General features: G+C 41.0%; 22 protein-coding genes. 9 read left to right on the top strand and 13 right to left on the bottom strand.

Annotated elements, in window-relative coordinates; translation table 11 throughout:
* Positions 1-33 precede the first annotated feature (33 nt).
* Complete coding sequence (lpxB, locus tag F993_RS13270) at positions 34-1,212, bottom strand: lipid-A-disaccharide synthase (protein WP_171066001.1); 1,179 nt, start codon at positions 1,210-1,212, stop codon at positions 34-36.
* A 248-nt stretch (positions 1,213-1,460) separates the two neighbouring features.
* On the opposite strand from lpxB, the gene F993_RS13275 reads away from it, so the two are divergent.
* The 3 genes from F993_RS13275 to F993_RS13285 are packed head-to-tail and all read left to right on the top strand — an operon-like array spanning position 1,461 to position 3,591.
* Positions 1,461-1,754, top strand: a complete 294-nt coding sequence (locus F993_RS13275) for a hypothetical protein (RefSeq protein ID WP_004653387.1) — start codon at positions 1,461-1,463, stop codon at positions 1,752-1,754.
* Between the two features lie 2 nt (positions 1,755-1,756).
* The gene (locus F993_RS13280) at positions 1,757-3,316 is read left to right on the top strand and encodes a PepSY-associated TM helix domain-containing protein (RefSeq protein WP_032812438.1); all 1,560 of its coding nucleotides are present in this window, start codon (positions 1,757-1,759) and stop codon (positions 3,314-3,316) included.
* On the top strand, positions 3,313-3,591 hold the full coding sequence (locus tag F993_RS13285) for a hypothetical protein (protein WP_004653385.1): 279 nt from the start codon (positions 3,313-3,315) through the stop codon (positions 3,589-3,591). Before F993_RS13280 ends, F993_RS13285 begins: the two co-directional genes overlap by 4 nt.
* Before the next feature lie 56 nt (positions 3,592-3,647).
* Here the strand turns inward: F993_RS13285 and F993_RS13290 are convergent, their stop codons facing one another.
* Both F993_RS13290 and F993_RS20850 read right to left on the bottom strand, forming a co-directional pair.
* Positions 3,648-3,839 carry a hypothetical protein gene (locus F993_RS13290; RefSeq protein ID WP_004653384.1) on the bottom strand — a complete coding sequence of 64 codons (192 nt, stop codon included), beginning with the start codon at positions 3,837-3,839 and terminating at the stop codon, positions 3,648-3,650.
* Positions 3,840-3,875: 36 nt separating this feature from the next.
* Positions 3,876-4,250: a hypothetical protein gene (locus tag F993_RS20850; RefSeq protein ID WP_004653383.1), complete on the bottom strand. Its 375-nt coding sequence runs from the start codon at positions 4,248-4,250 to the stop codon at positions 3,876-3,878.
* Positions 4,251-4,467: 217 nt separating this feature from the next.
* On the opposite strand from F993_RS20850, the gene F993_RS13300 reads away from it, so the two are divergent.
* The 3 genes from F993_RS13300 to F993_RS13310 all read left to right on the top strand — a co-directional run bounded on the left by F993_RS13300 (position 4,468) and on the right by F993_RS13310 (position 7,316).
* Positions 4,468-5,355, top strand: coding sequence for a sulfite exporter TauE/SafE family protein (locus F993_RS13300; protein ID WP_004653381.1), 888 nt, complete (start codon positions 4,468-4,470; stop codon positions 5,353-5,355).
* Positions 5,356-5,473: 118 nt separating this feature from the next.
* Complete coding sequence (locus tag F993_RS13305; RefSeq protein ID WP_004653380.1) at positions 5,474-6,565, top strand: 3-deoxy-7-phosphoheptulonate synthase; 1,092 nt, start codon at positions 5,474-5,476, stop codon at positions 6,563-6,565.
* Between the two features lie 148 nt (positions 6,566-6,713).
* Positions 6,714-7,316, top strand: coding sequence for a LysE family translocator (locus tag F993_RS13310; RefSeq protein ID WP_004653379.1), 603 nt, complete (start codon positions 6,714-6,716; stop codon positions 7,314-7,316).
* Positions 7,317-7,340: 24 nt separating this feature from the next.
* On the opposite strand, the gene F993_RS13315 is transcribed toward F993_RS13310, so the two are convergent.
* Positions 7,341-8,150: an AraC family transcriptional regulator gene (locus F993_RS13315; protein WP_004653378.1), complete on the bottom strand. Its 810-nt coding sequence runs from the start codon at positions 8,148-8,150 to the stop codon at positions 7,341-7,343.
* 128 nt (positions 8,151-8,278) lie between these two features.
* Between F993_RS13315 and F993_RS13320 the strand changes: the two genes are divergently transcribed.
* From F993_RS13320 to F993_RS13330, 3 genes are all read left to right on the top strand, one after another.
* Positions 8,279-8,782: a hypothetical protein gene (locus tag F993_RS13320; RefSeq protein ID WP_004653377.1), complete on the top strand. Its 504-nt coding sequence runs from the start codon at positions 8,279-8,281 to the stop codon at positions 8,780-8,782.
* 73 nt (positions 8,783-8,855) lie between these two features.
* Positions 8,856-10,967 carry a TonB-dependent receptor gene (locus tag F993_RS13325; protein WP_004653376.1) on the top strand — a complete coding sequence of 704 codons (2,112 nt, stop codon included), beginning with the start codon at positions 8,856-8,858 and terminating at the stop codon, positions 10,965-10,967.
* A gap of 3 nt (positions 10,968-10,970) precedes the next feature.
* Complete coding sequence (locus F993_RS13330) at positions 10,971-12,434, top strand: PepSY domain-containing protein (RefSeq protein WP_004653375.1); 1,464 nt, start codon at positions 10,971-10,973, stop codon at positions 12,432-12,434.
* Between the two features lie 61 nt (positions 12,435-12,495).
* Here the strand turns inward: F993_RS13330 and F993_RS13335 are convergent, their stop codons facing one another.
* From F993_RS13335 to F993_RS13375, 9 genes are all read right to left on the bottom strand, one after another.
* Positions 12,496-13,239: an adenosylcobinamide-GDP ribazoletransferase gene (locus tag F993_RS13335; protein ID WP_004653373.1), complete on the bottom strand. Its 744-nt coding sequence runs from the start codon at positions 13,237-13,239 to the stop codon at positions 12,496-12,498.
* A 100-nt stretch (positions 13,240-13,339) separates the two neighbouring features.
* Positions 13,340-14,923, bottom strand: coding sequence for a histidine-type phosphatase (locus tag F993_RS13340; protein ID WP_004653372.1), 1,584 nt, complete (start codon positions 14,921-14,923; stop codon positions 13,340-13,342).
* A 110-nt stretch (positions 14,924-15,033) separates the two neighbouring features.
* Positions 15,034-15,639: a histidine phosphatase family protein gene (locus tag F993_RS13345; RefSeq protein WP_032812435.1), complete on the bottom strand. Its 606-nt coding sequence runs from the start codon at positions 15,637-15,639 to the stop codon at positions 15,034-15,036.
* Positions 15,629-16,699, bottom strand: coding sequence for a nicotinate-nucleotide--dimethylbenzimidazole phosphoribosyltransferase (gene cobT, locus F993_RS13350; protein ID WP_004653370.1), 1,071 nt, complete (start codon positions 16,697-16,699; stop codon positions 15,629-15,631). The genes F993_RS13345 and cobT overlap by 11 nt, the downstream gene beginning before the upstream one ends.
* A gap of 1 nt (position 16,700) precedes the next feature.
* Complete coding sequence (gene cobU / locus F993_RS13355; protein ID WP_004653369.1) at positions 16,701-17,219, bottom strand: bifunctional adenosylcobinamide kinase/adenosylcobinamide-phosphate guanylyltransferase; 519 nt, start codon at positions 17,217-17,219, stop codon at positions 16,701-16,703.
* Complete coding sequence (locus tag F993_RS13360) at positions 17,207-17,845, bottom strand: 2'-5' RNA ligase family protein (protein ID WP_004653368.1); 639 nt, start codon at positions 17,843-17,845, stop codon at positions 17,207-17,209. Before F993_RS13360 ends, cobU begins: the two co-directional genes overlap by 13 nt.
* 84 nt (positions 17,846-17,929) lie before the next feature.
* Positions 17,930-20,053: a bifunctional mannitol-1-phosphate dehydrogenase/phosphatase gene (mtlD, locus tag F993_RS13365; RefSeq protein WP_004653367.1), complete on the bottom strand. Its 2,124-nt coding sequence runs from the start codon at positions 20,051-20,053 to the stop codon at positions 17,930-17,932.
* Between the two features lie 200 nt (positions 20,054-20,253).
* Positions 20,254-21,510 carry an MFS transporter gene (locus F993_RS13370; protein ID WP_004653366.1) on the bottom strand — a complete coding sequence of 419 codons (1,257 nt, stop codon included), beginning with the start codon at positions 21,508-21,510 and terminating at the stop codon, positions 20,254-20,256.
* A 25-nt stretch (positions 21,511-21,535) separates the two neighbouring features.
* The gene (locus tag F993_RS13375) at positions 21,536-23,800 is read right to left on the bottom strand and encodes a TonB-dependent receptor (RefSeq protein WP_004653364.1); all 2,265 of its coding nucleotides are present in this window, start codon (positions 23,798-23,800) and stop codon (positions 21,536-21,538) included.
* Between the last annotated feature and the right edge of the window lie 8 nt (positions 23,801-23,808).

Below are 23,808 nucleotides of genomic sequence, written 5' to 3'. Positions count from 1 at the left end.
TAAAAAAGGTGGCTTAATCGCCACCTTTTTTATTTAGCCTGCATTTAAACAATTGAGAATCGCCTGAACTGGATCTTCGGTATTACCCGAAATCAACTGTTTATGCATGCTCAAATGTTGCATCATTTGGATATGCGCCGTTTCATGATCCATTAATTTTTCAATTTCAGTGGCTAAATGCTGAGGTGTTGCGTCGGCCTGAATCAGCTCCTCAATCACTTTTTTGCCGGCAATAATGTTGGGCAAAGAATAATAGGGAATCTTGACCAGGAATTTGGCAATGATATAGGTCAGCCAATTTAACTTATAAAAAGTCACCATTGGACGGTGCAATAGCATTGCTTCAAGTGTTGCCGTACCAGAAGCCAATGCCACGATATCACTGGCATTCATGACCATACGGCCAATCTTGGATTCTGCGTCGCTATTTTCCAGCACATGAATTTTAGCTTTCAGGCTCGCATCCAGATTTTGAATGCCCTGTTCAATCTGATGCTTGCGCGCATCATTAATTGCAGGAATTAAAAACTCGAGCTCAGGATGCTTCCGGTGCAGGATTTCCGCAGCACCCGTCAATAGCGGCAGTAATCGTTCAATCTCACCACGGCGGCTACCGGGTAATAATGCAATGTGGGTGCTATGTGCCGATAATCCCAGTTGATGTTTGGCTTCCGTAATTGGATTTTTTAACGGTAATTGTTTCGCCAAAGGATGCCCGACGAACGCAGCGGCAACCTCATAATTTTCATAAAAGGTTTTTTCAAATGGAAATAAACAAAGGACCAGATCAATACTGCGTTTAATGCCATGTACACGGCCTTGACGCCATGCCCATACCGATGGACTGACGTATTGCACGGTTTTTATCGGTAAATTCTTTTCTTTAATGGTTTTGGACAAACGTAAATTAAAATCTGGCGCATCAATACCAATAAATATATCAACCGGATGCTCGCTCCAGCGTTCGACCAGACCATCACGCACAGCAAATAATTTTTTCAGGTCTTTGAGAACTTCCACAATTCCCATGACCGACAGGATTTCCATGGGATAATAGCTATGGAAACCTTCCGCAATCATTTGTGGGCCGCCAATCCCTTCAAATTCAACATCAATGCCTTGTTCGCGAAAACTGCGCATGAGTTTCACGCCTAGAGTATCTCCAGAAACTTCCCCCACCACGATACCAATTTTTAGTTTTTGCTTTAACAAGACCCATGCCCCACAGAAATGTTTAAAAGATTCTAACAGAATGATTTTACATCGAATCACCCTAAACCATGCAAATTGTTCATGATTGGTGAAAATCAGTTCTGATCTAAGATGACATTTACTATTCAAAATACAATCTAGATTTACGATGAATGGAGAATTGATTGAAATTGAGTGAAGAATTAATATAAACAAGAATCATTTACATATGTGATTTATTTCTCTCTTTTGGCGTATCAAGACCCTTTATGGCTAAATCTGCATCTATTTCACTTAGTTATCGACTAAACATTTTCTATCGCTTTATGCTGAGCTTTGTTCTTGGCTACATGTGCATGATGTATTTAAGTCTCGATCTCGCTTTATGGTTTAATCATATATTAGACAAAGCAGAAGCAATCTATCTTGCAGCATTTATTTCAATTCTCTTTTATCTGACCTTCATCATTCTGTGTTTTTGCACAGATTCACTATGGAAACTTAGCTTAACCAGTCTGATTTTGACAGGCACATTGTTTGGCTTATCTGTGGGTTTAAATTAAAAATGCAAAATAAAGGCGTTCGCCAATCAATGGCATGGTTGCATGCGTGGACAGGTTTAATTTTTGGCTGGCTTTTATTTGCTATTTTCCTCATGGGAACAAGCTCTTACTATCGCCATCAAATTAATCTATGGATGCAACCTCAATTGGCTCAATATCAAGTCAATCAAGATACCGCTATTCGCACTGCAACAGGCTATTTAGCCAAGAATGCGGCTGATGCCAAATCTTGGTATCTCAAAATTGCCAATCATGAAGAACCCATTAATAAAATGTACTGGCAACAAGCCAGCGGTGGCTATGAAAGCCGTAGTTTAGATGCCAATACTGGTCAAGAGCTTAAACTCTCAGCGACCCAAGGTGGAGATTTCTTTTATAACTTTCATTTTCAGCTCTATGGTGTTCCCATCATGATCGGACGGCTGATTGCCTGTCTCGCTGCCTTTATTATGCTGATTGCTTTGGTCTCTGGGATTATTACGCATAAGAAGATCTTTACCGATTTTTTTACCCTCAGAACCTTTAAATCGCAACGCTCATGGCTGGACTTCCATAATATCTCCTCTGTACTGGCCTTGCCCTTTTTCCTGACCATTACTTTTACAGGATTGGCGATTTTCTTCTATCTGTACTTGCCTTGGGGCATGCAGAAACTCTATCCAGAGAATCCATTTCAATATTTTACTGAGATCAGAACCACTGAAAAAAGCATAACGCATCAAGCTGAACCTAAAAAAGCGGAAATGTTGCCGATTGGCAGCTTATTAGAAAAAGTAAAACAACAATGGGGAGATCAAGCCTTAGCATCGATTGAGGTTAAAAATCCCAATACAGACCAAGCTCTCATTACCTTTAAGCAATTAGAAGATCATTCGATTACCTTAAATCAGGCACAAATCTCCTTTGATGGACAAGGTCAGGTATTGGCTAATACCCGAAATGAAAGTGCTGTTGCGACTTTAAATGCGGGTGTTTACGGTCTACATATGGCGACTTTTGCACAGCCGATACTGCGCTTCGCTTTCTTTTGCTCAGGCATTCTGGGATGTTTGATGATTGCGTCTGGCCTCTTGCTCTGGAGCTTAAAACGTCAGATTCAAAATAAATCGAATCAATTTCATTTTGGCTATTATTTGGTAGATCGTTTAAATATTGCAGCCTTTGTCGGTCTCCCTATAGCTATGCTGGGCTATCTATTCGCTAATCGATTTGTATACATTACAGAAAATACCCCTAACTATGAAATTTATACCTTTTTCAGCGTATGGGGGCTGAGCTTTATTATCGCTTTATTGACAAAAAAACATTATTTATGGAAATCACAGGTCTGCATCTTCGGATTAATTGCTTTGGTTCTGCCTGTCTATAATTTGGTGTACTTGATTCAACATCAGTTAATCACTGATTTACACAGCTATTGGATATTCTTACGAATTGATTTGTTCCTGCTGGTCTGTGCTTTATTTGCGGTGTTTCTTTTTAAAAATATTCAGCCAATTCAAACAAAATCCGTTCAAAAAATCAAAACCAAGTTAGCGAAGCAACAAGAGGTCAATGCATGATTTTATTGAGCCTTATATTGACCTTAATCGGGATGCTACTACTATATAAATGTAGCGCCAAGCAAATCAGCAAAACTAAACAACAAGCTTTTATTCGCTATAAAACCCAACTGAGAGTCTTAGCTTATCTCTGCTTCTTAATTGCAGGTAGTTTGCTCTGCTTCACCTATGGCAGTTCAATAGGCTTTATCAGCTGGTGGATCTTCGCCACACCAGTGACCTTTTTATTGGTGTTATCTGTGAATGAGCTTAAACCGACTAAAAAACTAAAATGATGTTGATTCAACAGCTATCCTCGACTTCTGCCAAGGATAGCTTTATTACTTAGAAATTAATGCCCATGATGGCTATGGTCTTCCTGAGAAGCAGTTTTGTCTTTGTCATCACAACATTTCATCTTTTTTTCACAGCACTCTTTTTTATTGGTGGCCTCTTTTTCTTTACAGCAATCACTTGCAGCAAAAGCCGGTACAGTTGTAGCCAATAAAAGTGTTGAAAGCAAAATGGTTTTAATATTAAACATAATCATGTCCTTGAAATAAAAATAAGAAATTTGAATTTATAAAAACGGGACATGATTTGGAGGACGATAAGGTAACTGATAAATGCCTATAGTCAGTTGATCTATATAAGTTGAACTTGCTGTTTCAAGCGATTGTATACTTCGTTCAATCGAATGATGGCGATGTTCAAAAGTTGCTGCGACACAGCACAGACTTTTTTGACAATGCGATGTATCTATTTTGCCACTCTCCATACGGTCATGCTTAGTCATCATAGACATCCCACAATCAGATATAGAAGCATGATTTGTCATGACTTGCGCTACAGCAGGTTGACTCAATTCATTCATAGACACAGTCATTGCATAGCTATTGGTGATAAAACACATAGCAATCAGCAATGAAATAAGGCTTCGAATGAAAATAGACATAAGGCGAAATGATCAAACATACAATCCGTGTATAAATCTCAAAATAAACCAATCACAGTTCATAAAGCAAGCCAACCTGAATAAAAGTTGATCTAAAAAGCGGTAAATTCGCCTTTCTTTAGCTTTTTTTTGCATAAGCAAATCATTATTCATCACAACGAGTTATCTAAAAAAAGCATAAGATATGCTGATTTTTGCATAATTAGGCATATTGTCGATGTTTGGTCCTATAGAATTTATTATGGCTGGGGTATTGGTTGGCTTCTGTGTCGGTATTACAGGAGTGGGTGGCGGTTCATTAATGACTCCAATCCTGATTAGCCTTTTTAAGATCGAACCGCATATTGCTATTGGTACTGATCTACTTTATGCCTCAATCTCTAAATTCTGTGGTTCAGTCGTTCATGCAAAAAAACTGAATATTGTCTGGCCAATTGTACTCTGGCTCGCTTTAGGCAGTATTCCAGCTTCTTTTGCAACCTCTTGGGTACTTGAACATTATCTCAGTCAATCAACGCATTATAAAGCTGTTCTGACTATGGTCTTGGGCTTTATGTTGACGTTGACGGGTATTTCAATTGTTTTCCGAGCACAAATTGAAAAGTTCTTTGACCGTTTCCGTAACCGCGAACAAGCCAATATGGAAAGCGAGCAGCATGCATTGCAACACAAACGCCATTACATTGTGATTATGGGCATTGTACTCGGTATCTTTGTAACCTTGTCTTCTGTGGGTGCTGGTGCTTTCGGTATCATGGCCTTAGTGCTTATGTTCCCCAACCTTCCTATGATCCGTATCATTGGTTCAGATGTGGTACATGCAGTATTGCTTACAGCAGTTGCTGGTCTAAGCCATATGTCTTCAGGTAACGTCGACTTTACGCTGTTAATGTGGTTATTGATCGGTTCAATTCCTGCAATTATTGTCGGTACACTCATCAGCTCACGTATGCCAGAACGACTCATCCGTAAAATTCTAGGCATTACCCTTTTCGCTCTAGGTGTGAACTTTATGGTGAACCCAATTAAGGCGAAACCAAAGTCTGTTGAAACACATCAAGCGATTGTGGTTCAGCAAACAAAGCATGTAACAACAACTGTTTAAGCGTTGTAATGCCGATTATTTCTACATAAATTATGCTTTTAGCTAGTTAATCAATCGGCATTTCATGCTATATTCGTAGACAAAATAACCTTTTCTTTCGATTGAATTTGTGACAGCAATGAATACTCTACAGTCAAATCCAGTTTCTCAGCCAGATATCGACGACGTTAATATTAAAAGCATTCAAACTTTGATTACCCCAGCAGAACTGAAAGCTGACCTCCCTTTATCTGATGCTGCTTCTCAAACTGTGTTACAAGGGCGTGCAACTGTACGCAACATTTTAGATGGCAATGACAAACGCTTGTTTGTCGTGATTGGCCCTTGTTCGATTCACGATCCTAAAGCTGCACATGAATATGCTGACCGCCTCAAAGTTCTCAGCGAAAAAGTAAAAGACACCTTATATCTTGTGATGCGTGTTTATTTTGAAAAACCACGTACCACAGTTGGTTGGAAAGGTTTAATCAACGACCCTGACATGAACGACTCTTTCAATATTGAAAAAGGCTTACATATCGGTCGTGGATTATTAATTGATTTGAATGAAAAAGGTTTGCCATGTGCGACTGAAGCACTTGATCCAAACTCACCACAATACTATCAAGACTTGATTTCATGGTCTGCAATTGGTGCACGTACCACAGAAAGCCAAACTCACCGTGAAATGTCATCAGGCTTATCATCTCCTGTTGGCTTCAAAAACGGTACAGATGGTGGCTTAACCGTTGCAACCAATGCCATGCAATCTGTTAAACATGGTCACAGCTTCTTAGGCCTGAATGAAAATGGTCAAGTTGCGATTATCAATACCAAAGGTAACCCTTATGCACACGTGGTATTACGTGGTGGTAATGGCAAGCCTAACTATGATGCAACTTCAGTTGCAGAAGCTGAAGCAGCTTTGGCAAAAGCGAAAGTCAGCAACAAGATCATGATTGATACCAGCCATGCCAACTCAAACAAAGACCCGTACTTACAACCTTTGGTGTTGAAAAACATCACGGAACAAATCCTTGATGGTAACAAATCAATTGTTGGAATCATGGTGGAGAGTCACTTAAAAGGTGGTCGTCAGGATATTCCTGAAAACCTATGTGATCTTGAATACGGTAAATCAGTAACTGATGGCTGTATTGATTGGGAAACTACTGAAAAAGCATTACTCGAAATGCATGAAGCATTGAAAGACGTCTTACCAACACGTTAAATCGATCTTTTAACTGCGATGAAAACAGGCTCTTGTGAGCCTGTTTTTTTGTTCGTCAATTCAGCTAGCTTGCACAAACGTACAATACAGCCCATAGCACTTTGCCCTATTTTGATCATCCTTTGTTATTGATTCATTTAGGTTGGTCATGGAAATTTTTCTTTATACCTTAAGTGTGATGTACAGCCCTGGTCCTGTGAACTTTATGGGATTAAATGCTGGGCTAACAGGACAGCTCACTCGAACACTGGGCTTTTTTGCAGGTGTGGGCTGCTCCATGCTGATGCTATTTGTTGTATTTGGTTATGCAGGCGCAGCATTGATTCCTCATGAATATTTGCATTTTATTGCCTTGATTGGTGCGCTTTATACCTTTTATATCGCCTATAAAATGATGACAGCGTATACCGAATTAAAAACAGATCAAACCCAACACAAAAGTCTCAACTTTTGGAATGGTTTCTGGATTCAAAGCTTGAATCCGAAAGCGATTTTGGTGATTTTACCTGTGACCACAATTATGTATCCTGCTGCGCATATCACAGGTAGCTTGATTCTAATTGTTTCACTACTCATTTCTCTCGGTGCAGCAGGTGCTCCCTTGCTGTATTCATTTGCAGGATCAGTCATTGGTAAAAAATTAAGCAATCCAATTTGGCTCAATTATCTGAATAAAGTATTGGGAATCTTCTTGATTGTTTCTGGTCTATTTATGCTGAGTGATTTCTTAAAAGGTATGCATTTCATTTAAAGCATTTTTAGTCGCAAGCACAGCTTATTTCTGACGTGTATAAATCTCTTTCCATCTTGCTGGGGTAATCCCAAAAGCTTTTGTAAAATGCCGCGTCATATGGCTTTGGTCAAAAAAACCAGCAATGATGGCGGCCTGCGTCAGCGACTCTCCATACATCAAACACCTTTTCACGATATCTAGCCGACGCATGGTCATATAACGATGCGGACTGGTGCCAAATAGCAGTCTAAAATCACGAGAAAGACTCCAACGATCACGTTGTATATTCTGTTCTAAATCATCCAGACTGATGTTCTGATCCAGTGAAGCGTGAATAAACTCTCTGGCTCGCTCTGCCGCAATATAATCATAACGCTGTCGTGAGCGTGGCGGCTGACCTGCAACTTCATACAAGGTTGTCGCTAAGTCATACAAAGCATCTTCTTCTTCTAAAAGATCCAATGGGTCCTGCATATTTTGCAAAAGTGTATGGGTAACACGATAAAGCCGTGGATCATCACTCAGTCCATGTTTGAAAAAAGGCAGAGGCTTACCCTTCATGATCTTTTGAATCAATGCAGGTTCAACGTACATCATTCGGTAGTGAAAGCCGTCTTGAGTCCCTGCACTGCCATCATGTTTTTCATCAGGATGCAACACCATGGTCATGCCATGCTGACTATGTCGGACTTCACCACGATAATGAAAACTTTGTACACCAGACAAGGTGCGACCAATCGCGAAGGTATCATGTTGGTGTGGCTCATATGCATGATTAGAAAAGAAAGCTTCAATTCTTTCCAAGCGATCACTATCAGAAGCCCGCACAATCCAATCGGAATGATTTGCCATTTTTGACACGCTGATCTGCCTATAAATTATTGAATTCAGCAGTCTCAGAATACCTTAATTTTGCTTTGATCTATAAGTCATTTTTTGATTATACTGCTGCCACATTTCTCCTACGACGTATCGCTGATATGAAGTCCAGTTTTCGTCAACATTTGCTTAAGTGGCGTACCTATTTGGGTGCGATTACTTTGCTATGTTTACTCTGGCATATCTTCTTACCAACGATGGTCCATACAGGCGTCGTACCTGCACTTTATGCAATGCCAAGCCATTGCCAAGTCACAGAAATTCAAAATGTCTCGTTGATGTCACAGACACATTCAAGTCATCACCAACATAGCATGCACGACATGCATCACGGACCGCAGCTACAGCATGCCAAACATGCCCAGCTCAGTGAATATGCACAACACGTGTATGCTCTGGCCAGCCAAATCATGAAGCATTGTCCTTTATGTTCCCATGGCTTAGATGCCGCTGCGATCGTTCCGCTGATTGCATTCATTATTATATTTCTACTGGCTTGGTTCAGTCGCGTTCGCTGCCTGTGCCATACGTGGACAGAAGATCTGCACATCGCCCGCATCTTTTATATTTTCCCCACCAAACAAGCCCCACCATTGGCTTTATAAAACGCAAATTTTACTTCGTACCCCCTAAATAACGTTGGTACGTCCTTAGTTCTTGCTTTTTATAGAGTTCAACATGAATACTCAATTCCGTTTGTCTGTATTAACGGCTGCGTGCCTGTCTGTTGGCTATAGTTCCGCTACTTTGGCTGAAACTGCACCGTCTGATACCACCAAAACCTTAGCCACCATTGTGGTGACCGCAAGTCGTGAAGGTGAATCGATTAATAATACCCCTGCTGCGATTAGTAAAATTAACAGCAAGGACATCGAAGATAAACATGCAACCTTTATTGGACAGGTGCTGAATCAAACCCCAGGTGTGTTAATGAATGACTTGGGCAATGAACAGCATATGATGTCCATTCGCCAACCGATGACCACAGCAGCCGTTTATCAATATCTAGAAGATGGTGTCTCGATTCGCCCTGTGGGTGTATTTAACCACAATGCCTTATATGAAGTGAATCTGGCGGGCATTGATAGCATCGAAATTTTACGCGGCCCGGCCAGTAGCTTATATGGCAGCAATGCGATTGGCGGAACCATTAATTTCCTGACCAAAGCTCCAAGTGCTACTCCCACGGCCGATCTTGGTATCAGCGCCAGTTCTGAGGGATATCGCCGTGTCGATGTCGGTGCATCGAATAGCTTTGATAGCGAATGGGGTGAGCATGGTTTAAGATTTTCAGCCTATACCAGTGATCGTGGTGAGAGCTGGCAAGACCATGCTGAAAGCAATAAACAGAGTGTGACGCTCAGACATGACTGGCGCATCTCAGATGCCACCCAAATCAAAAATATCCTCAGCTATAACCATTTAAAAGCAGATATGACTGGTAGCTTAAATCTGGATGATTATCGCAAACGTCCCGGATACAGCTACCAAACCTTTACCTATCGTGAAGTCGATGCCACACGGCTTTCTTCTCAAATTAACCATCAATGGAATGATCGGCAACAAAGCCAAGTTACCTTGTATTATCGAGACAATACCACCGAGCAAAACCCAAGTTATAACATCCGTACCGATGTTAAAAATGGCACACCGACTGGCACTTATAGCGGACAAACCACCTATAACGCCTTTCAGTCCTATGGTTTAAATGCCCAGCACTCAGCAACATTTGATCAGGTCAAACTGATTGTTGGGGCGATGGTTGACTATTCTCCCAACCAAGCCAGAACCAATGATATCCAAGTATTTCGTGACCCGAATAGCTTGGTTTATACCGGTTATCAACAACGCCAGCGCTTACGTGATTTTAATGTAGACGTTAATAATCAGGCGGTCTATGCACAAGCCAATTGGCAAGTGTTACCGACTTTAAATCTTGTCGGTGGTGCACGCTATGACTGGATCAGTTATGACTATGAAAATAAGTTAATCCCATCAAAAACCACAGGCGCACCAAATGAAAAACGTGATTTTCATAAAGCCAGCCCGCAAGTCGGTTTTGTCTGGAACATCACGCCAGCGATTGATCTTTATAGCAATTGGTCTCAAGGTTTTGTACCACCCGAAGTCAGCAGTTTATATGGGGCGAATCTGGTAACACCGGACTTGAAAGAAGCCACATTTAATAATATCGATGCAGGTCTGCGCTTTAAATTACTGGATGATCGCTTAGACGGTGAAATCACCTTATATCGCTTAGAAGGCGAAGATGAAGTAATGAGCTATACCAAGCCAGATAATACACGCGAACCACGCAACACAGGTAAAACCTTACATCAGGGAATTGAAATTGGAGGAACCTGGAAGCTCAGTGATTTATATGATCAGCGCTTAAAACTCTCAGGCAGTGTGGCCAAACATGAATATCAGCAATTTCAGCCTTCGAGTGTTTTAGATTATAGCGGCAACACCATGCCAAGTGCGCCTAAAACATTTGGTACGCTTGAATATCAGATCAAGCCAATACCTGAGCTATTACTTTCTGCAGAAGCGGTTTATGTCGGCGCTTACTGGATCAATGATGCCAACACGGAAAAGTATGATGGCCATACTTTGCTAAATCTACGTGCTAACTACCGTAAAAATGCTTATGAAATCTATGGGCAAATCCTGAATGCCACAGATCAGCATTATGCAGAAAGTACGTCGTTTAGTAATAACCAAGTTAGTTATACCCCCGCTGCACCACGCACCTATTTATTAGGTTTACGTTACCATTTTGGGAAATAAGCAATGAATGCCAAACAACTGAAAAAACTATTGTCATTGCATCGTAGTTTTGGGATGGTGTTGGGCGTTCTCGTTTTACTTTGGTCTTTAACAGGTATGTTGCATCCGATGATGAGTGCAACACAACCTCAGCCTATGAAACGGATGCCTCCATCTCAACAATTAGATTTAACACATGCCTTAGCGGCAACAGATGTTCTCAAGCGACATCAAATCGCGCAATTTTCAGCCTTACAGGTGGTTGAATTAGCACCTCAGCATATTGCCTATCGCATATTATTGCCCAATCAAAAGATTGCTGAATACTATGATAGTCAGACTGGTCAATTGCTGATTAATGCTGAACAACAAGATGCCGAGCGTTTGGCACGTTGGTACACGGGTCTCTCTCAACGGGAAATCGTATCTAGTCAAATCATCACCGTATTCAGTGATGATTATCCGAGCGTCAATCGTTTACTGCCTGTTTGGCGTGTTGATTTTCAAAATGGTTTACGTGCCTATGTGGATCCTGCACAAGCACGACTGGCCACGCTCTCCAATGATCAAAAGATGTGGATGGCAAAAATCTTCCGCTTAGGCCATACCTGGACGTGGGGTGATCAAGCTTGGACAGGTCAAACTATTCTCATGCAAATCGCTTTGATTGGCATACTGTGCATGATTTTTATGGGGATAAGCTTATTCTTTAACATTCACAATCGGCACAATCATCGTTTAGGGCAAAAACCGATCCGATTTCTACATCGCTATTTAGGCATCAGTTTAAGCGTCTTTATTCTGCTTTGGGTGCTCAGTGGTTTCTATCATATTTGGCAAAAAAAGCCCGATATTAAAAATATTCAAGCTGTTTTCCATGTTACTGATTTAAGTACTGAAGCTTGGCAGCAGGTCACTGCAAAGCCTATTCAACGGCTGGATCTGGTTCCAACCACCTTTAGCCAGACACATACTCGTGCTGCATGGATGATTCAAGCTATCGGACAAAGCCCTTTACAAGGCAGCATGACGGCGGCAAGTAAAGCGCATGATCATCACGCGACCAAAACAGCAGCTCCCGCGATTCAGTTTGTAGATGCAAGTAATGGTAAAGCGCTTGATATTCTTAAACAAAGCAAACAATTAGCCGCAAGCTATTTAGCTTTACAACCAGAACAAGTTCAACAGGCCTCATGGGTGACAAGTTTTGGAGGAGAATATGGTTTTATCAACAAACGCTTGCCCGTGATCAAGGTTGAAACTCAGTTAGAGAATCAACTCAGATTGTATATTGAACCAAGCAGCGGTGTGATTGCAGCTCAGGTCACACAACAAGATGCCTTAGAAGGCTTTAGTTTTGCTTATTTGCACAAATGGACATGGCTGCCGATAGATAAAACGCTTCGAGATATCATTTTGGGGACGATTGCAGGACTGGTTGCCTTGCTCGCTGTGTTGGGTTTCTGGGTTCAATTGCGTAAACGCTAACACCACTCAAAGTGATCCTTCTGTTTGCAGGAGGATCACTACAATCCAAGCGATCAATTTTTTAAATAATATAAAATGAAGCAATCACAACACTGAGGAGCACGCCAGTTTCAGCCAACTCAATTGCTGCGCCTACAGTATCCCCAGTAATCCCGCCAATTCGTTTAATAAATAATGATCGCATATAAAAAAGCATCACTAAAAAAACCAGCAAGGTCATTAACCCAAGCCATTTAAACACACAAAGCAATGCCATTGTAATGACAAAAACCATCCAAATTTGTTTTTTTGGCATAAAATCTGTCATAGAACGGCCTAAGCCTTGAGCACGTACATAAGGCGTAGTAAGGAATAAAAACAGTGGCACACTGCGCCCAAGCATAGGCAAGACGATTAAAAAAACAGCCATTTGTTGTTCAAGCAAAACGTATAAAGCCACAAATTTCAGCAAGCAGACGACGACTAAACTCAGCACCCCGATTGGACCACAGGTAGGGTCTTTCATGATTTTCAGGGTTCGTTCAGGATCACCAAATCCACCGACCCATGCGTCTGCGGTATCCGCTAAACCATCCAGATGTAATCCACCAGTCAACCAAATCCATAACACTAAAATCAAGGCTGCACTCAAGATGATCGGAAGCTTTGCCAATAGCATGGTAGATGCAAACAAAACTAGCCCGATTAATAAACCCACCAAAGGATAAAACAGTAGTGCTTGACCATTCTGCTTTGCACTTGGCATTACTTTTAAATCAATCGGCAAAATGGTCAAAAACTGCAAGGCAATCCAAAAAGGTGTCATGCGACCTCTCAATCACATCAGGTTCATCATGCATGGATTATGAAGAAATAAAATTGGGAATAGCAAGCTATTCCCAAATGAAAAGGTCGAATATCTTAGATTATTGAATTTGATAACATTGTTTAAGCTTCAAATAATCATAATAAAAACTGTTGTTGCTATAACGTGCGTAGTTACAACTCGACTTAAACAAGGATTCTTTCTCGTTATAGAACATTTTCACCAAGGTTGTGCCTTGCTTGTCTTGATAAATATCCCACTGTAGATTCGCTGCCATGGGTGACACCACCTCACCTCGCCAAGTGCTGCTGTTGTAGCTATAGGTTTGACGTAAAGGCAAAGGTTGCATCATATTGTGCAACTCTAAACTGGTCGCCAATGGAATGATAATTTCGGCATGGGCAAAACGTAATACCGCACGATGTGCTTGCTGATGATCTACAATCGCATCGACTTGTTTAAATAAGTCCTGCTTTAGGCCTTGAGCAATTGCACTGGTGACGTTTTTCGATTCGGTAAAACTTGGCCCTTTACTATAAAAATCATTGGCATCGTTAAATTCAGCATAGAATTTTGCAGCATCTACAGGCATATACTGATCAAAATCAACACCTTTCAATTCAGTTTTCATACCGCCTGATATTGAATATAACTCATAGACATAGGCCGCAGCATCCACAGCACTGGCAATACTATTTTTACCCTTGCCTTTTTCAGTGATGATTTCACCTTTAGGTGAAGTGACACTATATGAACCGGTATTGCTAAATACATAGCCTGTGGTTCCCAATTTTTGAATAAATTCTGCTTTGAACAGTGGATTCAATACGCTTTTTGCCACTTGTTCAGCGCGACTATTTTTCACAAGTTCATTTAACTTATTGACCAGATCTGCATCCTCTTCTTCAAAATGCTGATAGGCTTGGCTGGCATCGTAAATCGTTTGTTGTTGTGCTGATAATGGCTGTAGTAAATCTTGCTCTTTGTTCAAACTATGAAAATAAAGCTTAAAACGATCTACGCCACCATCTTCAATCGATGGCACGCTGCTACTGGCTAAACTGGTGTATGAAATTGGGGTGATGTGTGTCTTTAATTGTGGTTGCTGTTGGATCAATTCAGCAGTGAAAAATTTGGCACTATCCACCGCACGGTCTACGCCTGAACTCTGTACTAAAATTGATGTCGGTTGTTGTGCTGCGGTTTGAAATAAATTGGGAAGTCGCTGCAATAAACGATCAGCAATTCCGCGATGCTCCTGAATCCCTTGCATGGTTTCATTACCATAGCCAAACTGACGGATGCCATCCACACCATAGCCCAAAAGAATATTGGCTTTCATCATGCTTTCTAAATCTGCTCCCAGCTTTTCGCCTAAAGGTGTGAGTGCATTTTCAGCTTTGGCTTGTTTCCAAAGGTTATACAGCGCTAAATCATATTTAATACTGGATAAACCTCGTGAGCCATGACGTGCAACCAGTTCTGTAAATACAGGCTGAAATCCTTGTGGAATAGCTTCATATTTTTTGAGATCTTGTTGCGGTTGGTATGGAGTTTTGGTCTGATAATATTTTGATGCAGTATTAGTTTCTGGTGGTGTTTTTGATTCTGAGTGATTGTCGTTATTACATGCCGCCAATACTAGGCTCACGCATAACACACTGCTTTTCAATAATATATTCATGATTGATTTGCTTATAGGTCAAGAAATGCCATGTATCATAGGTAGTGGCAATGACAATTCGATTACAAGACCCAAGCAAATACTGGAAATAGAATAAGATTTTATGACTACTAAGTTGCTGTCTTTTCAGAAAAATGAATTTGATTTTCAACTTGAGTTAGCTTTAAAGCATATAACTTTCCTAACTCTGCGGGCATGGTCAATAGGTCATCCAGCTTTTGCTGACGTGCCAAACAGGTCAGCAACTTAATCACCCCGCCATGCGTCACAATCAACGCCCTATTCCAGTTATGTTGCTGCATTTGAACATAAATTTCAGTAAAACCATGCATGACACGTTGTTGGAATTGATGCAACGACTCCCCATTCGGTGCATGATATTGTGTTGGAAATTGCCAGAAATTAGCTAATAATTCAGGTGCTGTTTCATAAATGGTTTGAGTCGCAATACCTTCCCAATCGCCAAAATACATTTCCTTGATTTCAGCATTAAGTAGTAATGGCAATTCGAGTTGTTCAGCTAATACTGCCGCAAACTTTTGGCAGCGTTGCAAGGGTGAACTGATGATCACATCCCACTGTAGCTGAGCATCGAGATGTTGCTGAATGGTGGATTGCATTTGCAACCAACCGTGTTCAGTCAACACATCATCAAGATGCCCACGCAAGGTGTGGCTGAGTGTCGTTTCACCATGCCGCAGCAAATCAAGGTGCAACTTTATCACCAGTTACTGCTGCTTCGGCAAAGGTCGCCATTTGGTTATGCAACACGCAAGCCAGTTGTAGCATCGACAGTGCAGCACCAGCACCGCTACCTTCGCCAAGACGCAAATTCATATTTAAAATAGGCTGAGCTTCTAAGGCTTTCAGCACACGCTGATGGCCATATTCAGCCGATTGATGTCCAAACAGCATCCATTCACGACTTTGTGGCTGAATGCGTACCGCGCATAAAGCGGCAACCGAGCTAATAAAACCATCCACCACGATTGGCAAACCAAGTTGTGCACAGCGGATATAAGCGCCCGTCATTGCAGCAATTTCCAGACCACCAACTGCAGCCAAGATTTTTAAAGCATCATCGGCAGTATTTACTTGATGCCGCTTTACCGCTTGATCAATGACCGAGATTTTATGTTGCAACTGTTGATTCGTAATGCCTGTACCCACACCCGTCAGTTGTACAGCATCCTCATTCAACAATAAACACGCCAGTGCTGAAGCTGAACAGGTATTACCAATCCCCATTTCACCAGCAATGAAAATATCGGCAGCTTGAGCTTTGGCGCGATCAACACTGTCTTTACCCAGTTGTAAAGCTGCTAAGCATTCCTGTTCTGTCATTGCAGCTTGTTGGGCAAAGTTGGCAGTCCCAGCACGAATGCAATGGCGCTCAACACCGACATAATCATAGGCCTCACCTACAGTTCCGCAATCAACAACCTGTAAATGTGCATGATGATGTTTGGCAATGACACTAATGGCTGCACCGCCTGAGGCGAAATTTTGCAGCATTTGACGGGTCACGGCTTGCGGATAAGCCGAAATATTTTCGGCAACCACCCCATGATCGCCTGCAAAAATCGTAATCCAAGGTTGTTGAACCTGTGGATGTACCGTGCCCTGTAAGCTCGCCAATTGAATGGCAAGCTGCTCAAGTTGACCCAAAGCCCCTGTAGGTTTGGTCAATTGCAGTTGACGCTGTTCAGCTTGTTGTTTGGCACCTAAATCTGGTTGTTGTAGTGCAGCTAAGAACCATTGTGTTTGTTCAGTCATATTATTTCTCATCTTTTAAAATCATTGGAAAGCCTGCTACACAAAACATGACTTTATTGGCGAGTTGCCCCAAGGTCTGATGCAAACGCCCTGCTTCATCCACAAAACGACGGCTGATTTCTCCCATCGGTACTACTCCAAGTCCAGTTTCATTACTGACCAGAATAATTTGAGACTGTAGTTGCGGTAAGACTTCGAATAGTTTTTGCATCTGTTGTTGCTGCAAGGCTGGGTCTTCATCCAATAACAGATTAGTCAGCCACAAGGTCAGGCAATCGACCAAAATCAGCTGATTGGCCTGATCACATTGCAAGAGTCGATCTGCCAGAAAAATCGGTTCTTCAAACACTTGCCAATCGGATGGACGTTGCTGTTGATGATGCGCAATACGCTGCTGCATTTCTGTATCTAAGGCCTGCGCCGTTGCAATATAAATGACGGATAAGCCAGTCTCTTTGGCGGTTTGTTCTGCCAAACGACTTTTACCTGAGCGCGCCCCACCTAAAATCAGTTGCAACATATCCAACCTAGTTCAATTTGCTGATAAGGATACAGTAATCCTTGTAAAATCTGTGCCTTATAATAGCCGAAAGTCAGTTTTTTGACCTGAATCTTTATGGTTTTTAGAGAAAGTTGTTGTATCCGCTGCAATACCCTATTACTCGACCAAGTTTCACCATACAAACCTAAAGTAATATGCGGACAATATTCAAGTGCTGCGATCTCTTCAGATACATGGGCAAATTGCTGCCGAATTTGGGTTAGTACACCCTGCTGATCTTTAATCTGTAGGAACAAAGCACTGCTAAAACTGTCAATTTGTACGATTTCCAGCTCAAAAGCTGTGAGCTGTAATGCTTCAATTAGCTTGATCTGCTGCTGTAATTGTTGAATCTGAAAATCATCGTCGTATTGCTTAACTTTAGGCTGCAAGAAACCGCTAACAAATAAAGTAATGTGATATTGGCGTTGCTGTGCAGGAAGCAATAGATCAGAAAATTGTGCTCGAATTTCATCTAAATATTGAATCAATTCAGGTTGATCAATCTCAATATACCAAAGCCCATAATCTGAACGACCCTTGTGCCATTCAGGATAATCGCGTATTTCTGTCGCAATCAACTGGGCGTCTGCTTGTAATAACACAACTTCAGCATTCTGTTTAAAGTTGTGTTATTCAAACATAAACCCAGATCGAAGTTAAGCTGCATTCACCGTGAACCCTGATGTTTATGCAGTTAGAGGTTTCAACTCCTCCAACTGTGACATGAATGCATTATCATTGAGTTCCGCCTGAATCCCGTGATAGAGCTGGTTTAATAAGGCTTTCTTCTGATTTTCAGTGATATCCATATGCTCAATATTGGTCTGGACATGTTTTACAATCTTAATCTCGTCCAGACCAAGCATTTTTAGTGCATAGGCATAGCCATAAATTGCACCTTGCATCAACTTCTGATAAGGAAGTTGTTGCTGTACATGAGACTCTAAACTACCTAAAACACGCTCATTCAGATTGAGTTTTCTAAGCGGATCACGGGCTACACGTTCACATGGATCTTTATAGGCAGCACGGCAAGAATGCAGGAAACTTTCCGCCATACGATCCAGTTCTTTAGCTTGGTTAGGAATCATATTGGCCAAACCTAATTTAACTTCGTTGACCACCTGCTCTGCATATTTCATGATTTTTGGATCGGCCATGGCAATACCAATCGTGTCATGACCAAGTGCACTGGCATACCACGCCAACATGGCATGACAGCCATTCCATAGGCGATTTTTAATGATTTGAATCTCAGAAATCTGATCGACTAAAATCATTTGGCGCATTTTGCTCAATAATGGACTGCGATTTTCCACATAAATTGGCATATCCGTTTCACTATGGAACAGGATCAGATCCATATTTTGTAGGAATTGCCCGGTTTGAAACTGCCCACGCATGTCTTCTAAACAATGCGTAATCTGCTGCTCCTGCTTTTCATTAAGAGCGGTCTCGTCTGAAAGTTCAATCGTTTCTGGATTGAGGTCATTTTGATATTGTTTAAATAAATTGTGCTTGATATTAAGCTGACGATATAAGGCTTGATCAGTCAATTTTGATACCATTCGATTGACCACGGTATCGCAAAAATAGTGTTCACTTAAAATATGTTCTGCAATATCTTCATCTGTCATTTGCAGTAAAGCTTCACGGATATGCTTCAATACCAAATATTTCGCACACACTTTATTCAGAATAATCAAAAAGGTAATAGGCTCATTGTTGTCTGCATCTGCGGACATAAAGCGAGCCAATAATCCCTTCGCAATCGTTTTCGCCTCGGACTCAATCGCTTGTTCCGGTAAACATAGTGCGATCAGGCTAGATTGCATATACATCTCTAACATCTGCTGTTCATTATCAGCATCAATCACTGTGAGATTATCAATACGCTCATCATAAGAAGACTGACCGTATCGAATACTATAGCTAGCAAAACTGTTCACTGATTCTAAATATAAGCGATTTCGGGTTGATGCCAGAATGCGTTTTGGGCGTGTATAACCATCCCAATATGACAGGATCTGAGCCACATAACCCCCACCAATGGCCCCAAAGCCATGAATTCCAACAGTCAATTGGTTGGAACTCTGCGGAAATAACTCTTGTAACTGCGGCATGCCCATTTCAGGAATATATTGGTCTAAAGCATTCAGACAGTCATACATGTCGGGATAATAGAAATTTGCTTTAGAGAGCATATGATCGTTAGGTTCTTTAATGTCTTTAAATAAAATCGTGATTCCGCCTGCATCATAGGCTGAACAAATACCATTCTCAGAGTCTTCAAACATTAAACATTGTTGTGGTTGTAGATTGAGTTTCTGTGCCGCTTTTAAAAAGATTTCTGGATGCGGTTTACCCTTTTCAACTTCATCCCCACAGACCAATAAATCAAAAAACTTATAAACATTGGCATTAATTAAATATTCTTCTGCAATTGCCCGACGACTAGAGGTCGCAACTGCCATTTTTAAACCTGATTTTCTTAAGCGTTCCAGAACTTGGATTAGCCCTTTTTTAATGGGTACGCCGTTTTTACGTACAGTCTCTAATTCCACCTCATCCGCACGCTTACGAATGGCAGTATAAGGAACATCTGTACCATAAAACTTTTGTGCCAACTGCTCTGATGCTTTCGCACTTAACCCTAGACACTGCATCAAATATTCATCTGAAAACTCCTGTCCAATCAGCTCTTTTGATGCCTGTTTCAATGTCTGGAAGCGCAAGCGCTCGGTATCAAACATTGTTCCATCCATGTCAAAAAGCGCTCCTTGAACAGGATAATCATGAAAAATAAGCATCTTTACTCCTTTATCTATCTTGTTATGACGTTTTATAGGGTACATAAAAAATCCTGTTAGAATCCAAAACGTCAATAAATGAAATAAATTTGGTTAAAAAGTAAACATAAAGACAACTCATCACAGCAATATATGACTGAAACAGTCGGAATACTTGCATTATGAGAAAAAAGATGAGTCTTATTTAGTCAAAATCTCTTTTACTCATCAATTAGCAATACGGTTTCACCTTCTTTTCGAATCAACATCCAACTAAAATAAAGACCAATCGACAGCGTTAAAAACAATAATAAATAGAACGGAAAATAGGTACTAAAACGGTATAGGAATGTACTGAGCAATGGCCCCACAATTAAGCCTAATGCCTGTGTCGCTGTACAAAAACTTGCCATTTTAACCTGTGATTGCTGAGATACGGCTTGAGCAGCGCCTGTGGTAAATGCAGGTAATAAACATGCCACAGAAATACCATAAAAAATATAACTTGCCTGAAACACAAAAATTGTAGGTGCGTAGAGTGAAAGTAATAGACCAAAACACATGGTGACTAAACCAATAATCACCAAACTGTTTAATTTGAGTTTAAACACTTTCACGATTAAAAGTTGGGTCAGCACCAGACAAACGCCAACGATCAACATGCATTGAGAAAAATAAACTGCACTCTGTTGGCTACTGAGATAAAACTTATCCTGAATATAAAAACCTGCCGTCATATTTAAAGTCACAATTGCAACGTAAGTGACAAAACCTAGAGTTAACCAGATCAGACTTTGCTTCAGAATTGGCTCATTCGCTAGTGTATTATCATTATCTTGTTGAAGATTGAATGACTCAGCCTGAACTTGAGGACTTTTACTAAACAGAATGCCGAGTGCAATACTGACTAAACCAAGTAAAGCCACGGCAATCCACATCGGGAAAAGTAAGCCACCAAACAATAAAACTGAGGTTGCAAACGGGCCGACAATCATTCCAAAACTATTCATCGCACCAAACATAGCCATCTGCTTGCTACGATCAGCGGCTTCACTCGCATGTGTCATTACATAGCTTTGCAGACCAATTTGCGGCAAAGCCATAAAAATACCTGTGGAAGCACGACTCAATACCAGTAAGATAAAAATGAACAACGTGGGTAAAATCGCTTGTGTTCCAAAATACAGAATCAAAGTGAAAATAGCCCAAGTAAAGGTCATTCCCCAAAAACCATAATTGACGAGTTGGTTGGGAGATAGCTGATTTTTCTTTTTCGCAATCCAGATTGATGCAATTGCCATACAGATTGCTCCTGCTGAAACAATCACACCACCTTGGAATTCAGATAAATGTAATTGTCGTGTCAATGGGGCAAGTAAAGGAAGAATCATGGAAAAACATGTTCCATTGATCAAAGCAGCCAGTGCTAAAAACTTTAAATTATTGTTCATCATGAAAATCATCAAAAGAAAAGGCATCTAAACAGATGCCTTTTTGATTAGATTAGTATTTGAGGGTATAACTCAAACCATAAGTACGACCTTGTGCAGCTAGACTAGAAATATCACCATATACTGTCGAAACTGCTTGGCTATATACAGACTTATAATCAGTATTCCAAACGTTATAAACACCAAATCCTAATGTACCCGGACCGGCTTTCGCATTGGCAATCACATCCATAACTGCAAAACCTTTAATTTCAGCAGGTGGACGACTGCCATTTTCAATGGCTTCTTTACGTGCTTTGTCTGTACCGCCAATTGCCAAAGTTTGAACGCGCAAACCTAAACCATCGTTAAATTGCCAATCTGAATAGACAGTTCCTTTTAACGGTGCAACACGGATGGCATCTAGCTCTTGCCATTTACCACTGGTATTTTTAAATTGACCACGTGTATAAGCTAAAGTACCACCGACATTCCATGCATCAGTCACCGCATACTTCACATTACCTTCTAAGCCATAAACACGCTCATCGGTATCAATCACTTCAATCGCAAAGTTTGGTGGACCAAATTTCAAAGATTTATCTGACTTGTTATAGAACGCCGTAAGTCCTGTAGTTAAAGCATTATCCTGTAAACGCCAACCTAACTCAAAGCTATTCACTTTAATTGGATCAATCGTTTGGTTGCTTACAACAAAGTTTGCAGGAACGTCTCTCAGCATACGTTGTACGTCAGGTAAGTTTGCCCCTTGAGAGAAATTGGCAAAGACTTGTTGAGCATCTGTTAAATGATAAACAGCACCTAAGTTAAATAAAGTCGCATCATGCTTGACCGACCCGCCTTTTAAAGTCTTAGGGTCATATCCTGAGACAAAATCTGCAACCATCGCTTCAGAATAAGGAACAGAATCTTGTACTTGGCTATCAATTCGTTCATGGCGCACGCCAGCTTGTAGATTTAAGCGATCACTGACTTCAAATTGGCTCTGTAAGAAGAAACCCAGCTTCTCAGTATCCACATCTGGACCGAAACCATAATTATTTAATGGTTTAAACTTCAAACCATTACTACCAATAAAAGTATTCAAATCATAAAGCTGTGCGGTTTGCTTGCCTTTTTCTTTGTCGTAATCGACACCATAAGTGAGATGTAATGCACGATCTAAAAGATTTAACTTACTTTGTAAAGCTAAACGCGCACCAAATACATCAATATCAGTCTCAGACTGGGTAACAATATAGTTTCCAGGTTTAAGCTCTGAGTGTGCTAAATAGTTTGCACTTGGATAAAACCGACCTTTTTCAGTACGATAATAAGCTTCTGCATTTAAAGTCTGACCAAAGAAATCTTGGTTCTCATATTGCGCATTGACAGCTGCACGTTTTGTTCTTGGCTGACTGTCTAGTTCCAAACCTTTAACTGCTTTCTGGCTTGGTTTTGCACCTCTAAGTAAAACAGCTAAGCCTGGTCCATAGTCTGCACCATAATCACTGTCTTGTTCATCATTATAATATTGTGCACCAATGCTAATACTTTGCTTATCAGCAAACTGCCATCCCAAGCGACCATTGACGTCGATAGTTTCCGTATCTTGACGGTCAGTCTGAGCAACTTCAGGCCCAATTCGATCGCCATGACTGTCTTGAATCTCACCGCGTTTGGTATAGCTTGCCCCCAGGAAACCATTCCAGTCGCCTTGTTTAAATGCAGCTGATTGATATGCTTCATAAGCCAAGGCATCATTTTTAAAGTTATCGCCTGAAGTTACACCGAGTTTTGATTCAAAATGAACGCCCTCGGTCGACCCTTTTTTAGTAATGATATTGATGATCCCGCCTGTTGCACCAGAACCATAAATACTACTTGCACCAGAGACCACTTCAACACGCTCAATCATATCTGGGCTAATACTATTTAATTGTCGGGAGCTATCACGCGAACCCGTTTGTGGCACACCATCAATCATATACTGGACTGTACGCCCACGCATGGTCATTCCATAGTTACTGGTTGTACCAGAACTTGGTGTTAGCGAGGGAACGAGTAAACCTAAAATATCTGCTGTGCTTTTACCCGCAGCAGCTTGTTTTGCAATATCTTCTTGTTCAATGCGGTACACCGTACCTGCAATTTCAGCAATACTTTGTGCTGAACGCGATGCTGTCACCACAATAGGTGCAAGTTGTGTTGGTTTCTGACTTGTTACAGCAGCAGTCGTTTGAACAGATGCATCTGTTTCAACTGTTTGAGCATATAGCTGAGTACTGATTGCTAAGCTTAACAGCGTTAATGATGTCGAAAGTGAACGTACTTTCATAAATTACC

The sequence above is a fragment of the Acinetobacter proteolyticus genome (assembly GCF_000367945.1).
GTDB lineage: Bacteria > Pseudomonadota > Gammaproteobacteria > Pseudomonadales > Moraxellaceae > Acinetobacter > Acinetobacter proteolyticus.
Note: the sequence above shows the minus strand (reverse complement) of the source record. Positions and strands in the feature narration are given on the sequence as shown.